At 61.9% G+C, this 13,609-nt stretch carries 14 protein-coding genes; 10 read left to right on the top strand and 4 right to left on the bottom strand.

Annotated features, from left to right (window positions below):
* Positions 1-10 precede the first annotated feature (10 nt).
* The 8 genes from NKI38_RS22075 to NKI38_RS22040 all read left to right on the top strand — a co-directional run bounded on the left by NKI38_RS22075 (position 11) and on the right by NKI38_RS22040 (position 9,088).
* Positions 11-1,243, top strand: coding sequence for a hypothetical protein (locus NKI38_RS22075; protein ID WP_352660608.1), 1,233 nt, complete (start codon positions 11-13; stop codon positions 1,241-1,243).
* Entirely contained in the window at positions 1,240-1,998 is a 759-nt protein-coding gene (locus NKI38_RS22070) for an FkbM family methyltransferase (protein ID WP_352660605.1), read from the top strand. The genes NKI38_RS22075 and NKI38_RS22070 overlap by 4 nt, the downstream gene beginning before the upstream one ends.
* A gap of 158 nt (positions 1,999-2,156) precedes the next feature.
* Positions 2,157-4,718: a GcvT family protein gene (locus NKI38_RS22065; protein ID WP_352660602.1), complete on the top strand. Its 2,562-nt coding sequence runs from the start codon at positions 2,157-2,159 to the stop codon at positions 4,716-4,718.
* 85 nt (positions 4,719-4,803) lie between these two features.
* The gene (locus NKI38_RS22060) at positions 4,804-5,652 is read left to right on the top strand and encodes a DUF1194 domain-containing protein (RefSeq protein WP_352660599.1); all 849 of its coding nucleotides are present in this window, start codon (positions 4,804-4,806) and stop codon (positions 5,650-5,652) included.
* A 330-nt stretch (positions 5,653-5,982) separates the two neighbouring features.
* Positions 5,983-6,327 (top strand): peptidase inhibitor family I36 protein, encoded by a 345-nt coding sequence (locus NKI38_RS22055; RefSeq protein ID WP_023757764.1) that lies wholly within the window; start codon positions 5,983-5,985, stop codon positions 6,325-6,327.
* A gap of 163 nt (positions 6,328-6,490) precedes the next feature.
* Positions 6,491-7,441: an ABC transporter substrate-binding protein gene (locus NKI38_RS22050; RefSeq protein WP_352660596.1), complete on the top strand. Its 951-nt coding sequence runs from the start codon at positions 6,491-6,493 to the stop codon at positions 7,439-7,441.
* Between the two features lie 85 nt (positions 7,442-7,526).
* Entirely contained in the window at positions 7,527-8,300 is a 774-nt protein-coding gene (locus NKI38_RS22045; RefSeq protein WP_352660593.1) for an ABC transporter permease, read from the top strand.
* On the top strand, positions 8,297-9,088 hold the full coding sequence (locus NKI38_RS22040) for an ABC transporter ATP-binding protein (protein ID WP_352660591.1): 792 nt from the start codon (positions 8,297-8,299) through the stop codon (positions 9,086-9,088). Before NKI38_RS22045 ends, NKI38_RS22040 begins: the two co-directional genes overlap by 4 nt.
* A gap of 18 nt (positions 9,089-9,106) precedes the next feature.
* On the opposite strand, the gene NKI38_RS22035 is transcribed toward NKI38_RS22040, so the two are convergent.
* Complete coding sequence (locus tag NKI38_RS22035) at positions 9,107-10,045, bottom strand: GlxA family transcriptional regulator (protein WP_352633118.1); 939 nt, start codon at positions 10,043-10,045, stop codon at positions 9,107-9,109.
* A 129-nt stretch (positions 10,046-10,174) separates the two neighbouring features.
* Between NKI38_RS22035 and NKI38_RS22030 the strand changes: the two genes are divergently transcribed.
* Complete coding sequence (locus NKI38_RS22030) at positions 10,175-10,564, top strand: hypothetical protein (RefSeq protein WP_352660694.1); 390 nt, start codon at positions 10,175-10,177, stop codon at positions 10,562-10,564.
* 296 nt (positions 10,565-10,860) lie between these two features.
* Here NKI38_RS22030 and NKI38_RS22025 read toward each other — a convergent pair whose 3' ends face one another.
* Positions 10,861-11,046: a hypothetical protein gene (locus NKI38_RS22025; protein ID WP_352660588.1), complete on the bottom strand. Its 186-nt coding sequence runs from the start codon at positions 11,044-11,046 to the stop codon at positions 10,861-10,863.
* Between the two features lie 219 nt (positions 11,047-11,265).
* Between NKI38_RS22025 and NKI38_RS22020 the strand changes: the two genes are divergently transcribed.
* Positions 11,266-12,165: a LysR substrate-binding domain-containing protein gene (locus NKI38_RS22020; protein WP_013531163.1), complete on the top strand. Its 900-nt coding sequence runs from the start codon at positions 11,266-11,268 to the stop codon at positions 12,163-12,165.
* 34 nt (positions 12,166-12,199) lie between these two features.
* On the opposite strand, the gene NKI38_RS22015 is transcribed toward NKI38_RS22020, so the two are convergent.
* Together NKI38_RS22015 and NKI38_RS22010 are read right to left on the bottom strand one after the other, a co-directional pair.
* Entirely contained in the window at positions 12,200-13,153 is a 954-nt protein-coding gene (locus NKI38_RS22015; RefSeq protein ID WP_352660681.1) for an alpha/beta hydrolase, read from the bottom strand.
* Positions 13,154-13,382: 229 nt separating this feature from the next.
* Positions 13,383-13,568 carry a hypothetical protein gene (locus NKI38_RS22010; RefSeq protein ID WP_352660585.1) on the bottom strand — a complete coding sequence of 62 codons (186 nt, stop codon included), beginning with the start codon at positions 13,566-13,568 and terminating at the stop codon, positions 13,383-13,385.
* Positions 13,569-13,609: the final 41 nt, after the last annotated feature.

Genomic DNA, 13,609 nt, shown 5'->3' with positions numbered 1-13,609 from the left:
GAGCAAGACCATGCTGACCAAGTCTCCCGCTCCGAAAACCCCGCTCGACCGGCTTACCGAGGCCGGTCTGGCGTGGGGCGAGGGGACTTATACGCGGCTGGCAGCACCGATCGGCGCGGCGACCTTCGCGCTCTACATCCTTTTGACGGCGTTTACGGCATGGGTGATGCCGGACGCCAACTGGGACATGCTGCCCTATCTCGCCATATCAGAGGAACGCACTTATCCCGATGCGCAGGCACTGCACGACTACGCCTACAATACTGTCAAATCAGGCGTTTCGGCCGGCGACTACAAGGCGCTGACCGATGATGGCGGCGGTTTTCGCAGCCATATGACGGAGAATGCCGCCGATTTCCATTCGCTGCTCGGCATGTACCGGATCAAGTTCCTTTATGCCGAGATATTGTCGACACTGAGCGCGGTAATGTCGCCGGTCGAGGCGATGCGCCTCGTCTCGGTGTTGTCCGTGCTGCTGTTTGGCACGATCACGTTGCTCTGGCTGCGCTCCGAGGGCGCGCTGGCCTTGGCGCCTCTGTTCGGCGCGGTGATGATCATGGCCGATTTCGGCGATGCGGCGCGTGCCTCGACGCCAGACCTGTTGTGCTCGGCGCTGTTGCTGGGCGGGCTTTACGCCTATGTCCGCGGTCGCGAGGTGGCAACGGCGATCCTGCTCTTCCTCGCCTTCATGGTGCGGCCGGACAATATTGTTTTCCTTGCTGTTTTCGCGGTGTTGCTGGTGGCCTTCCGGCAGAAGGCATGGGGCGCGCTGGTCGGCTTCGCCGCGTCCTTCGTCGTCTATTTCGCCATTTCGCACTGGGCTCATCATCCCGGCTGGTGGCCGCATCTGTGGTTCTCCAGCATCGAGCAGCATTACAATATGGACGGGTTCGAGCCGCCATTCTCGGTTGCAGCCTATCTCAGGGCCTTTGCCACCTCGCTGCTGCGTGCCGTCAGCCTGAACAGCTGGGTCGGCGTATCGGTGCTGGCACTGGCCGGCTGGTACGCGGCCGGTCGCGCAGGCTTCCGCCTCGATCGCCGCGCCGGCATCCTGTTTGCGGCGCTGGTGCTCGGTGCGCTGGCGAAGTTCACCGTCTTCCCGATTCACGACACGCGGATCTATTTCCCGCATCTGATCCCATCCTTCCTGCTGCTGGCGACGCCGTTCATGGCTCTGTGGGCAACAGTGGGGCATGGCCAGCATCGCCCCGCCTTGCAAATCATTCCTGGAGACAAGCCATGAGTTCGGTGTCCAGCCTGGCGCGCGTCGCCCTGTCGCTTGGTCTTCCGGCCGGTCTGCTCGATCGCGGGCCGTCGCTGCGCGGCACGAAGTTCCTGGCCAAGGCGGCGCTGAAGGCGCGTTTCGGTGGGGCAGGGCGACCGTTCCAGATGGTCAATGTCGGTGCCTGCGACGGCGCGCTGTTCGACGATGTGACGCCGTGGCTGCACCGTATTCCGGGCGCGCGCGCCATGCTGGTCGAGCCGATCCCGTACAATCAGAAGAGACTGCGCGCCAACTATCGCGACACGGACCGCTTCATCATCGAGCCGGTGGCGGTGACAAAGGCCAAAGGCACGATCACCGTCCACACCTTCGATGCCGCAGCACTTGAGGCCGGCGCGCTGCCCATCGAGTTCATCGGCTGCTCGTCGGTCACCGACACCAATTTGATGTCGGGCAAGAATGCCTGGGGCGAGGCCGACACCAACTTCAACAAGTTCGCACCGCATCTCAGGGATATCGAGGTGCCGTCGGAAACGCTGCAGACATTGCTCGACCGCAACGGCATCAGCCATATCGACGCCTTCCTGGTCGATTGCGAGGGCGCCGACTGGATCGTCTTCGAACAGCTCGACCTCAAGCGCTACCGCCCCGGCATGATCAAGGTCGAGGTCGGCGCGCTGCCGGCGGCGGAGATCGGCCACGTCGTGGTCAAGCTCAAGACGGCGGGCTACCAGGTCGGGTTCCAGGCCGAGGATGTCTGGGCGTTTGCCTGAGTTAGCTCCATCTCGGAAAGCGAACCGCCCAAGGCGCCCGACGTGAACCATTTCACCCGATGGTCGCTCGGCTTTTTGCCAATGTCGCAAACAGGCTTCATCAGGCCCATCGCTCCGCCCTATAGTCCGCCCGCTTTATCACTTTGGAGTCGCGGGCAATGGCAGAGTTTCCGAAAAAGGCGAAGGTCGTCATCGTCGGCCTGGGCGGTATTGTCGGCGCATCGATCGCCCATCATCTGATCGAACGTGGCTGGGATGATATTGTCGGCATCGACAAGTCAGGCATCCCGACCGATATAGGCTCGACCGCGCACGCCTCCGACTTCTGCTACACGACCAGCCACGATTTCCTGTCGTGCTGGACGACGCTCTACTCCATCGATTTCTACGAGAAGATGGGCCATTATGCGCGCATCGGCGGCCTCGAGGTCGCACGTGTCGGCGACGACAGCCGCATGGAAGAAATCAAGCGCAAGATCGCTTCGGCCAAGGCGTTTGGCACGCGCGCCCGGCTGATCGAACCGGCCGAGATCAAGGAAAAATTTCCGCTTATCGAAGAGGCGATGGTGCAGGGCGGCCTGTGGGACCCGGACGCCGGTCTCGTCATTCCGCGCTCACAGACCGTCGCCGGCAAGCTGGTCGACCAGGCGGAAGCGTCGGGCAAGCTGAAATCCTTCGCCAACACGCCGGCCCGATCGCTTGTCGTCAAGGACGGGCGCATATCAGGCGTGGTGACCGATCGCGGCACCATCGAGGCCGATTATGTCATCGTCTGCGCCGGCATCTGGGGTCGGCTAATTGCCGAAATGGTGGGTGAGGACCTGCCGGTCATGCCCATCGACCATCCGCTGACCTTCTTCGGCCCGTACAACGAGTTCGCCGGCACCGGCAAGGAGATCGGCTGGCCGCTGCTGCGCGACCAGGGCAATTCGGCCTATATGCGCGACACAGGCGATCCCAGGACCGCCGAGGGCGGGCAGATCGAATGGGGTTATTACGAAGAGACCAATCCGCGCCTTTGCCACCCGCGCGACCTGCTGGAGAAGGACCAGGCGCGGCTTTCGCCCTCGCAGCGCGATCTCGACATGGAACAGATCCTGGCGCCGCTCGAACGCGCCATGGAACTGACGCCGATCCTCGGCGAACTCGGCTATAACGAAAGCCATTCCTTCAACGGCCTCTTGCAGGTGACCGCGGATGGCGGCCCGTCGATGGGCGAAAGCCAGAAGGTGCGGGGCCTGTGGTATGCCGTCGCCATCTGGGTCAAGGACGGTCCCGGCATGGGCAAGCTGATCGCCGATTGGATGACCGACGGCCGAACCGCGATTGATCATCACGCCATCGATTATGCGCGCTTCTATCCGCACCAGACGAAGGAGCAGTTCATCTGGGATCGCTGCACCGAGACGGCGATGAAGGTCTACAATCCGGCTGTGCATCCGCGCGAGCCTTTCTCCAAGGCCCGCAACATCAGACGTTCGCCGTTCTGGGAGCGCGAGAAGGAACTCGGCGGCTATTTCATGGAGCTGGGCGGCTGGGAGCGCGCGCATGGTTATGCCGCCAACGAGCATCTGCTGGAAAAATACGGCAACCGGGTGCCGGTGCGCGAGAACGAGTGGGACAATCGCCATTTCTGGCGCGTCTCCAATGCCGAACATCTCGCCATGAGTGAGGATTGCGGCATCGTCAACCTGTCGCACTTCGCCATGTACGACATCGAAGGCCCGGACCATGTCGCACTGCTGGAATGGCTGTGCGCGGCCAAGATCGGCGGCGACAACAATATCGGCAAGGGCATCTACACCCACTTCCTCGACGAGGAAGGCATGGTGCGCGCCGACTTTACCGTCATCCGCATGGCCGACCGCTGTCGTTTGATCGACGGCGCCGACGCCGGCCCGCGCGACTTCCAGTACATGCGCCGCACCGCACAGGACAAAGGCTTTAACGTCACCATCACCGACGTGACCGAGAAATTCGTTACCATCGGCATCTGGGGGCCGAACGCCCGGGCAACCCTGCAGAAAGTTGTCGAGAATCCGGACGGGCTTTCGCATGAGAATTTCCCGTTCGCGGCGATCAAGCCGGTCAGGATTGGCGGCAAGGATGTCACTGCTTTCCGCATCTCCTATGTCGGCGAGCAGGGCTGGGAACTGCATATGCGCTACGAGGACGGCCTTGCCGTCTGGGATGCGTTGCGCTCGACCGGCGTGATGCCGTTCGGCGTCGAGACCTATGCCAATACGCGCCGCATGGAGAAGAGCCTGCGCCTGCAGAACGCTGACCTTTTGACCGAGTACAATCTGCTCGAAGCGGACCTCGCTCGTCCGAAGGTCAAGGAGAACGACTTTTGCGGCAAGGCCAAGCATGTCGAATACCGCGCCCGCGAGCACCAGCCGGCCATGCTGTGCACGCTTGTGATGACCGAAAACGTCGATTCCAAAGGCGTTGCCCGTTATCCCGTCGGCACGATGCCGGTGATGGACCCGAAGACCGGCGAAACGCTGGTCGACGACCTCGGCCGGCGGTCTTTCACCACGTCGATGGCCTATGGCCCGACCATCGGCAAGAATATCGGTCTCGCCTATCTGCCGTGGGCCTACGCCCAGGAAGGTCGCAAGCTCACCATAGAGTATTTCGGTGAGACATATCCCGTCGAAGTGGCCGCTGTCGGTTACAAGCCGCTCTACGACCCTGAGAACCTCAAGCCGCGCAGCTGATCGCTGCAGGATTGTGAGCGCGAAGCCCGGCTCCTGGTCTGGCTTTTCTCTTTTTAAACGGGCTGTTTTCGCTTACCCTTGCGGAATGTCTGCTTTCTCGTCCGCAAGACATTTGCTCTCAGGCAGCGCCGCTCTAGCGCTGATGTTCTTGCTGATGCCGGCGGCCCAGGCGGATGAGCCGGTCGATGTGGAATTGGTGCTGGCCGTCGATGTGTCGCTGTCGATGTCGCCGGACGAACTCGAGATCCAGCGTCACGGCTATGCAGCGGCGCTGACGCACGACAATGTGCTGCAGGCCATTGCCGATGGCGCCCACGGCAAAATCGCCGTCACCTATGTCGAGTGGGCCGGCACCAGCTGGCAGCGCGTCATCGTGCCGTGGACGGTGATCGCCAGCCGCACCGATGCGGAGCGAGTGGTTGCGCAATTGTCCGCCCAGCCTCCCAACAGTGCGCGGCGAACCTCGATCTCCGGCGCGCTCGAATTCGGCAACGACCTGTTCGCCGAAAGCGGCTATCAGGGGACAAAGCGGGTCATCGATATTTCGGGCGATGGTCCCAACAACCAGGGCGCGCCTGTCAACCTCACTCGCGACGAGCTGATCAAGCAAGGCATCGTCATCAACGGCCTGCCGCTGATGACCCGAGGCGGCTTCATTGGCGCCTACGACGTCAACAATCTCGATCGCTACTACAGCGACTGCGTCATCGGCGGCCCCGGAGCCTTCATGATCCCGGTCAACGACTGGACGCAGTTTCCCGAAGCCATCCGCCGCAAACTGGTGCTGGAACTCGCCGGCCCGGCCTCGCCGCAATGGGCGGTGGAAGAAGCCGCGCATTCGCCGGTGGTGTTGGCGCAGGACAGTCCCGCCACAGACTGCCTGGTCGGCGAGAAAATGTGGCGCAACCGCAGCTGGATGTTCGACAGCCGCTAGGCGGCAGGTCAACGAACGGGTTCCTTCGCAGCCTTCGCCGGCGCGTTGGCTGACAGAGCATCAAACGAAAAACCCGCCTGTGCGGCGGGTCACTGGCGCAAATCAGCACCGTGGACGAATATGTACCATAGCTGAGGGCACGGAGTCAAGAAAAAATTCCTATCATGAAGCTAACGGCACAAAAGCTGCCGACACCGCCGAACTGGCTGTCGTCAGGTCTTTTGTTAAGCTGAGTTCGGTGCCCTACGCTAGGCGGCCGAAGCATTGGCAAAATGGCCGGACCGCGCTATCCAGCCGGAGGGGGCCGCGGTCGAAACGGAGGAACATCAGATGAAACGTCTAGCCATCCTGACTGCTGTCGCGTCCGTGCTTTTTGCAGACGGCGCCAGCGCCCAATACAATGATGAGCCCGCATGCATGATGTTCGAGCACGCGAATTTTCGCGGACGATCCATCGGTATGGGGCCCGACGATTCCGTGAACTTTCGCGGCGGTCAGTTCTGGAACGACCGTGTCTCGTCGGTGATCGTTCGCCGCGGCTGCACGCTCGTTGCCTACGAGGACTCGCGCATGGGCGGCCGCTCGATCGAGATACGGCGCAGGATCCGCGATTTCGGTGGCAGCGATTGGAACGACCGCATCTCCTCGGCGGAGTGCTACTGCAACGACTACTGAAGGCCATGCTGGGTTTCGGGCCGCCCGCACCTGTTCGGGGACGGGCTGCCGATCGAGCTGCCTTCGCCACCAGGCCTGCCGGGTGCCTCACCAAGCTGTTCATTGACAAGCCGATTAGTGTCTGTGAGACAATTTCCTCAGCGAAAACAAAAGGGGAACTGACATGACCAGGATCGCTGCTCTTGCTGCAACATTGACACTTGCCGCCGGTCTGTCCGCACCGGCGATGGCCGCTACCTCGGTTACCATCGGCATCAGTGGCTGGACCGGCTTCGCGCCGCTGACGCTTGCCAAGCAGGCGGGCATCTTCGAGAAACACGGCCTGAACGTGACCTTGAAGAAGGTGCCGCAAGCGAGCCGGCCGCTCGCCATAGCCAGCGGCGACCTGCAATGCGCCGCCACCACGGTCGAGACCTGGCTGGTGTGGAACGCCAGCGGGGTCACCACCAAGCAGATCTTCCAGCTCGACAAATCCTATGGCGCCGACGGCATCGTTGCCCGCAACGACATCAAGACCGTCGCCGATCTGAAGGGCAAGAACGTCGCGTCCTCGGCGCCGGGCACGTCGCCCTATTTCATGCTCGCCTGGGTGCTGAACAAGAACGGCATGTCGACCAAGGATGTGACCGTCGTCAATCTGGAGCCGGATGCGGCAGCACAGGCCTTCCTCGCCGGGCAGAACGATGCGGCGGTGACCTATGAGCCGTTCATCTCGGCGGTGCGCGACAAGTCCGACCAGGGCCATATCCTAGCGACCACACTCGACTATCCGATGGTGCTCGACACGGTCGGCTGCACGCCCGAATTCCTCAAGGCCAATCCGGATGCCGCCAAGGCGCTGGCCGACAGCTATTTCGACGCGCTCGACCTGATCAAGAGCGATCCGCAGAAATCCTATGAGACCATGGGCGCCGACGTGAAGCAGTCGGCCAAGGAGTTCGAGGATTCGGCGAAATATCTGAAATGGGCCGACAGGGCGGAGAACAAGCAGTTCTTCACCAAGGAATTCCAGGATTTTTCCAAGACCGCCGGCGAGCTTCTGCTGCAGATGGGGCTGATCAAGGAAGCGCCCGATGTCGCCACTCTGGCCGACACCAGCGCGGTGTCGAACTGACAGTCCGGCCTTTGACCATCATGCGGCGGCGCCTGGCGCCGTCGCCTTCTCCTGCACAAGTGACGAAGATGGGGACGATTTGACGATGCGCCCCTTGCATCCAGTCTCGCCGGGCATCCGAACCGTGCTCGGCATTTCCTTCTTCGTGCTGTTCGTCGCCTTCTGGGCGTGGATCACGCTCGGCGGCCACGTCAACCGCATCTTCCTCGCGGATCCGCTGTCGATGCTGCGGGATGGCTGGCGGCTGCTGGTCGAGGACCGTTTCTGGCTCGACATACTGATCACCATCTGGCGGGTTTTCGGCGGCTTCCTGCTGGCGTCGGTTGTCGCGGTGCCGATCGGCATCGCGATGGGCGCCTGGAAGCCGGTGGAGGCGTTTCTGGAGCCGTTCGTCTCCTTCGCCCGCTATCTGCCGGCCTCGGCCTTCATTCCGCTGCTCATTCTGTGGGCCGGCATTGGCGAGCTGGAAAAACTGCTCGTCATCTTCGTCGGCTCGGTGTTCCAGATCATCCTGATCATTGCGGTCCAGGTCGGCAGCACACGACGCGACCTGGTCGAGGCGGCCTATACGCTTGGCTCCACCAACAACGGCATCGTCAAACGGGTGATCATGCCGGCCAATGCGCCCGAGATCGCCGAGACGTTGCGGCTGGTGCTTGGCTGGGCCTGGACCTATGTCATCGTCGCCGAGCTGATCGGCTCGTCCTCCGGCATCGGCTACATGATCATCAACAGCCAGTCGCGGCTGGCGACAGGGCAGATCATCTTCGGCATCATCGTCATCGGGCTGATCGGGCTATTGTCCGACTTCGCCTTCAAGGCATTCAACCGCTGGCTCTTTCCGTGGAGCCTGGCGTGAGCAAGCTTCTCATCGAAGGCGTCTCGCGCACCTTTGCCGGCGTGCGCGGCGGAGGGCCGGTCAACGCTTTGATGCCGATCGACCTGGCGGTCGCCGCCAACGACTTCATCACCATCCTCGGGCCGTCCGGATGCGGGAAGTCGACACTGCTGCGGATCGTCGCCGGCCTCGAAGCACCAAGCGAGGGCCGCGTGCTGCTCGACGGCAATGCGGTGACCCGGCCGGGTCCGGACCGTGGCATGGTCTTCCAGTCCTACACGCTGTTTCCCTGGCTGACGGTCGCCGAAAACATCGCCTTCGGCCTGCGCGAACGCGACATGCCTGAAAAGGAGCGGGATGGGATCGTCGCCTCCTATGTCGATCTCGTTGGGCTGAAGGGGTTCGAGAACCATTGGCCGAAGCAACTCTCCGGCGGCATGCAACAGAGAACGGCGATCGCACGGGCGCTGGCCAACGATCCCGAAATCCTCTTGCTGGATGAGCCGTTCGGCGCGCTCGACAACCAGACCCGCGGGCTGATGCAGGAGCTGCTGCTCGGCATCTGGGAACGCCGCAAGAAGACGGTGCTGTTCGTCACTCACGACATCGAGGAGGCGATCTTCATGGCCTCGCGGGTGATCGTGATGACGGCGCGGCCCGGCCGCATCAAGTCGGATGTCGCCATCGACCTGCCGCATCCGCGCCACTACACGCTGAAGACCAGCCCGGAATTCTCGGCGCTGAAGGCACGGCTGACGGAAGACATCCGTGTGGAGGCGATGCAGACAGCGCAGGCGCAGCCGGCATAAGCCTCCCAGACTATCGATTCAGGCCGCCAGCAACTGCTTGCGGTCGACGCGCTCCTGCTGCGGCGAGCGGGCGTAGAGTTCGCGGTAGCATTTGGAGAAATGCGAGGCCGAGACGAAGCCGCAGGCGACCGCCACCTCGACTACCGGCATCGACGACTGGATCAAGAGATGCCTGGCGCGGTCGAGCCGGATTTCGAGATAGTAGCGGGCAGGGGAGCGGCCCATCTCGGTGCGGAACAGCCGCTCGATCTGACGGCGCGACAGGTCGACATGGTCGGCGATCTCGATCAGCGACAGCGGCTCGGAAAGATTACCTTCCATCAGTTCGATGATGGTCAGCACTTTCGAGTTCTGGACGCCGAGGCGGGCGCGCAGCGGCAGGCGCTGGCGGTCGGTGGGGCTGCGCACGCGGTCGGTCAGCACCTGCTCGCAGACGCGGTTGACGAGGTTCTCGTCAAAGTCGTCGCCGATCAGCTTCAGCATCATGTCGAGTGCCGCTGTGCCGCCAGCGCAGGTGTAGATGTTCTGGTCGATCTCGAACAGGTCGGCGAAGACATTGGCCTTCGGGAACGCCTCGGAAAAGCCCGGCAGGTTTTCCCAGTGGATGGCACAGCGCTTGTTGGACAAAAGGCCGGCGGCGGCGAGGATATGCGCGCCGGTGCACAGGCCGCCGACTGCGACGCCCCGATTGTACTCCTCGCGCAGCCAGGCGAAGGCCGACTTGTTCTGATAGCGCTCGACATCTATGCCGCTGCAGACGATGGCCATGTTCGGCCGGTCGGGACCTGCCATCTTCTTGCGCTCATCCTCCAGCGAGGTGTTGACCGCGCATTCGACCCCGTTCGAGGCGCGCACCGGCTTGCCGTCGATGCTGGCGAGGCGCCAGCGGTAAGCCTCGTAGCCGAGCATGCGATTGGCCGAGCGCAGCGGGTCGAGCGCGGTCGCAAAAGCGATCATGGTGAAATCGGGAATAAGGAAGAATACAAACGATCGCTTGATCGGATGCTTTACGGCGTTCAAGGGAACCTCACACAGCCATGGCGCGAACAGGATGTCGCGAATAGCATAGCGACATCAGGAAAAACCATGTCTGTCAATCGGCTACGCCGCCCGGACAAGATTAAATTTGCGACATGGGTCGCAAATGGGCAATTGATGTGCGGCAATGCTCCGGGACACAGCACCAACTGGTCAAGAGATGGGCAAAGTGCGCAAAGGCAACAAAAACGCCGCCTTGACTGGAGCGAGGCGGCGTTACAGTTTCAAAGCAGCGGCAGGGACGCGCTGCCCCTAAAATCTTCAGGCGACGAAGCCGAGGCGCGCCGCATTCATGGCGCCGGTCTGGCCGGGCATGGTGTTGGCGAGACGCTGACGCTCGAGAGCGGTGGTCAGGTTCATTTCGCGGCGGGCGAAGAGGCGTGCAAAAAGCTTCATAATCATCTCCATTTGTTGCTCAGACGGGTCGCCTTCGCTTGATGGAGTGGGGCAGCTCGTTTGCTGGCGGTGATATAGGCTTGTGTAAGCAGAAACTAAATCGCAAAAGCGAAGCACTTGATACGAAATACGACATCGATTGCGACAAATTTGGGCAAGGTGCCCGAAATTTACGATTGTTTACAACGAATTAATTGGGAACAGGAGCTGCTATGCGGCTTTCTCATATGCGTCATGCGCGGGCGACATGGCTCCGAAACTCATTTGAATGCAAATAAAATAGAGAAGGCCTGCCGGGCGGGCTGCGCGGCAGGCCTTCAGCACATGGTACACACGATCTACTTTGCTCCAGCCCAGGATCCGACGCCATTGCGTGCATTGGTCTTGGTGTCGGAAGCTTCGGGCCAGCCGATATCCTTCTGCAGTTCGATCGGCAGGGAGCGGATGGCGCGTTCGGTCTGGTAGCGGGCGCGGGCCGCGCTGAATTCGGTCGCGATCCGACCGAGGGACGACAGGATAGACATTTCATTCTCCTTTGGTGGCTGGCGGATGCCAGACAGCGCGTTGGTTATGTCAGGTTGTTTCAACTTCATTTCGTGTCGAATGCAGGTCTGGTCGAGGTCGTTTCATGGCTGCTTGTGGCAGCTACCCGCTTCGATGGAGTTGACTATCCTCCCAATCTGATGTTCAATCAAACGAAATGGAATGATGCTTTGTATCAGAAAAATTGAAGGTCAGTTCCCATGAACGCCCCACTCAATCATCCGCTGCCGCTGCTCGATCTCGACGTTTTGCGCACTTTCGTGGCGATTGCCGAGACCGGCAGCTTCACCACTGCCGCCAATGCGGTCTTCCGCACGCCGTCGGCCGTCTCGATGCAGATCAAGAAACTGGAGGACATTCTCGGCCGCTCGGTGTTCGCGCGCGACGCCCGCTCGGTGTCGCTGACCACGGACGGCGAAATGCTGCTCGGCTATGCCCGCCGGCTGCTGTCGATCAACCGCGAGGTGGTGTCGAAGTTCATCATTCCCGAGATTGTCGGGGTGGTGCGGCTTGGTTCGCCGGACGATTACGGCGAGCGCGTGCTGCCGCATGTGCTGAAGCGTTTCGCGCAGTCGCATCCGTCGATCGCCGTCGACGTCACCATCGACCAGAGCAGCAATCTGCGCCGGCGCATGGACGACCGGGCGCTCGACATCACGCTGTTGACCAATTCCTACAAGACCAGCGCGCTCGGCGCCGAGGTGCTGCTGACAGAGCCGATCGTCTGGGCCGGCGCCAAGGGCGGCTGCGCGCATCTGCGCGAACCGCTGCCGGTGTCGTTGTGGGAAGAGGGCTGCGCGTGGCGGGCCGGAGCGCTCGATGCGCTTGGCCGCGAAGGCCGTAACTACCGCATCGCCTATATGAGCGCGCACACGGCCGGCCAGCGCGCCGCGATCATGTCCGATCTCGCCGTGGCGCCGCTGCCGAAATCATTCCTCGGCAACGATATGGTCGAACTCTGCCCGAAGGACGGCATGCCCGACATCGGCACCTACAATCTGGCGATGGTGGTGGCACCGGACGCCAGCGCGCCGGTCAAGGCCGTCGCCGACCACATCCGTGCGACCTTCGAAGTGTTCCGGGAAACCGGCAAGTTCTGATCCGCCAGCAGCGCCGGATCCAAGGAGAAAAACGCTATTGCGCCGCCTCGGCGGAGGGCGCCTCGAACCTTGTCTCCGTGTCTTGCCTGACCGGCAAGCGATTCTCATTGAGAAACGCAGCGATGTGCTGGCGGGCGCGGCGTGCTTCCGGCATGTCAATCAACGGCCAGACGTGGAACATGCCTTCCTCATAGACGACATCGACTTCGACGCCGGCGGCGCGCGCTTTCTCAGCGAAGATCAGATTGTCGGGACTGAGCAGGTCGTGCGAGCCGGTCAGGAGCAGCGTTTTCGGCAGCACCGACAGATCGCCATAGACCGGGCTGATATGCCAGTCGCTGCGGTCGATGCCGGCGCTGTACATCCGGATCGCTTCCAGGCCGCCGGGAATGCCAAGCCACGGATCGTTGCGTTCGGCCTCGAACAGCTTGGGGTTGGAAAGCGACATATCGAGGCCGGGGGAAATCAGCACATGCCGCGACGGCAGCGGCAGAGCCTGCTCAGCCGCCATCATGGTGAGCACCACGGCCATGTTGCCGCCGGCGGAATCGCCCATGAAGACGATGTCTTCGGCCTCCGTCTCGTCGAGCATCTGGCGGTAGACGTTGCCGACCATGCCGAACATGGCATGGAAGTCGTGTTCGGGGGCGATGGGATAGATCGGCACGGTGATGCCGTAGCCCAGCCGATCCGCCATGTCGGCAATCAGATGCCAATGATAGGGCGTGATTTCAAAGACATAGGCGCCGCCGTGCAGATACAAAATCCGCTTCTGCTCACCCGTCCTCGGGGCGATTTCATAGACGGGGAAGCCATCGACCGTATGCATCCCGATGTCGAGACGCTGATGCAGTGAGGCAGGCGGCTGGTGGTTCTCGGTCTTGCGCGCGGCAGCGATCCAGCGCTGCAGGTTCTCCGGGCTGGCAAACGCCTGCTTGCGGCTGTGCCTAAGGACAAACGACACGACGTGGCTTTTCAAACTTGGCATGCGGATACACGAACTTCGGCTAAAGCCGACTAAGAGAACCCCTGCTCCGAAGATCGTGCCGTCGCCGAAAATGTCAAGATTTGCACCGTGTCTACACGGTGGTGTGATCCGCGCCGCAGTGGTCAGCGGCGCGGCAGTAATGCGGCACGCAGCCGGCTGCTGGTGGTCGCCGGGGATATGCGAGATCCCCGGCGTCTGCCGAGCAATTTGCATTTGTCGGCGAAAGTCGTCAGCGCGGCGTACCCAGAAGCAGCGAGGTAAGCGCGGCTTGCGGATCGTTCGGCGGCGATGCCGGCCAACCAATGTCCTTCTGGACATGCGCCGGCAGGCTGTTCAACGCGCGGATCGCCTTGTTCCTGGCGTGGGTCTGCCTGATGGTCACACCGAAGCGACCGAGACTTCCGAACATCGACATTTTCATCTCCCTCGAAGAACGGCAGCGGCCGAGGATTATCT

It is taken from the genome of Mesorhizobium sp. M0621 (assembly GCF_040320745.1).
Taxonomy (GTDB): Bacteria; Pseudomonadota; Alphaproteobacteria; order Rhizobiales; family Rhizobiaceae; genus Mesorhizobium.
Note: the sequence above shows the minus strand (reverse complement) of the source record. Positions and strands in the feature narration are given on the sequence as shown.